The sequence below is a fragment of the Hydrogenivirga sp. 128-5-R1-1 genome, assembly GCF_000171895.1.
This window is the reverse complement of sequence record NZ_ABHJ01000424.1, coordinates 1-1,277: the sequence shown is the minus strand read 5'-3', so window position 1 is coordinate 1,277 and position 1,277 is coordinate 1. Positions and strand designations below refer to the sequence as shown.

Below are 1,277 nucleotides of genomic sequence, written 5' to 3'. Positions count from 1 at the left end.
GGAAAAATGCATTAAAAGTAGAGATATCTAAAAAATAAAAGTAGCAGAGGCGGTTAAGCCTCTACTGTAAAATAATCTACAAGCTGTAAATTTCCTTCCTTATCTACTATTTCAATAATAAGTTCATAATCTTTTTCATTTTTTTCATCAAAAGCTTTTATTATCAGTCTTCCTTCCACTTCTGGAGTCTTTTCTATGTCCACTATGTAAACTTCATTTTCCATGTTCCCAATTTTCAGATAACCTTTCTTTCTTAAGTCCTCAATAACAATTTGCATTACTTTTTCTTTTTCTTCTTTTGTTAAATTTTGAAACCCCATTTTTCACTCCTTATCTTTTATTATTGGAAGTACGGTGTATATTACCATTGAGCCTCTTTTTATTTTAAGGAGTACATCACTTTTTCCTCTTTTTTCGGCTTTTACAACTTCTTTCCAGAAATCCTCTGGTGTTTTTAGAGGTTTTCTATTTGCAGAAAGTATAATATCTCCACTTCTTAGTCCTGCGTCTTCAGCAACAGAGCCATATTTTACACCGTAAACTAATACACCGTATTTAACTTTTCCTAACCCGTATTTTTGTGCTATTTGAGGGGTAATATCAACTACTACAAGTCCGTATTTTTCTTCAAGTTCTTTGTAGTCGTTTATAGCGTATTCTTCACCCCATGAACCTAATTTAACTTTTATATTTTTTCTCTTACCGTCTCTTATTACTGTAATTAAAACTGTTGTTCCCGGTGGATTTCTCATAATGTATTTTTGTAAATCATTTGGTTTCTCAACTTTTTTACCGTTAACGGCTACTATAATATCTCCGCTTTTGATTCCGGCTTTGGATGCAGGGGAGTTTTCCTGTACTTCAGTAATTATAACTCCGTAATCAATTCCAAAATGCTTAGCAAGTTCTGGGGTTAATGGCTGGATAACAACTCCTAATTTTCCTCTTCTAACTTTTCCATATTTTAAAATTTCATTCATTATCCATTTTGCTTGATTTATAGGTACTGCAAAACCAAGACCTTGAGCTCCTGCAATTATTGCAGTATTTATACCTACAACTTCTCCTTTTATGTTTACAAGGGGTCCTCCAGAGTTTCCGGGATTAATTGCTGCGTCTGTTTGTATAAATCCTTCTCCCGGATGTCCTTCAAGGGTTCTATCAAGGGCTGAGATTATTCCTTGTGTAACAGTGTATTTAAGACCTAATGGGCTTCCAATAGCTATTACCGTCATGCCTTGTTTTAGCTCATCAGAATTTCCAAGCTTTAGAATATG

At 33.9% G+C, this 1,277-nt stretch carries 2 protein-coding genes; both read right to left on the bottom strand.

From position 1 onward, the window contains the following. Nucleotides 1-53: 53 nt before the first annotated feature. A complete protein-coding gene (locus tag HG1285_RS01015) occupies nucleotides 54-320 on the bottom strand; it encodes a hypothetical protein (RefSeq protein ID WP_008289502.1) in 267 nt (88 codons plus the stop codon). 3 nt (nucleotides 321-323) lie between these two features. Continuing rightward, nucleotides 324-1,277, bottom strand: a 954-nt coding sequence (locus HG1285_RS01020) for a PDZ domain-containing protein (RefSeq protein ID WP_008289501.1), incomplete at its 5' end; no start/stop codon positions are given.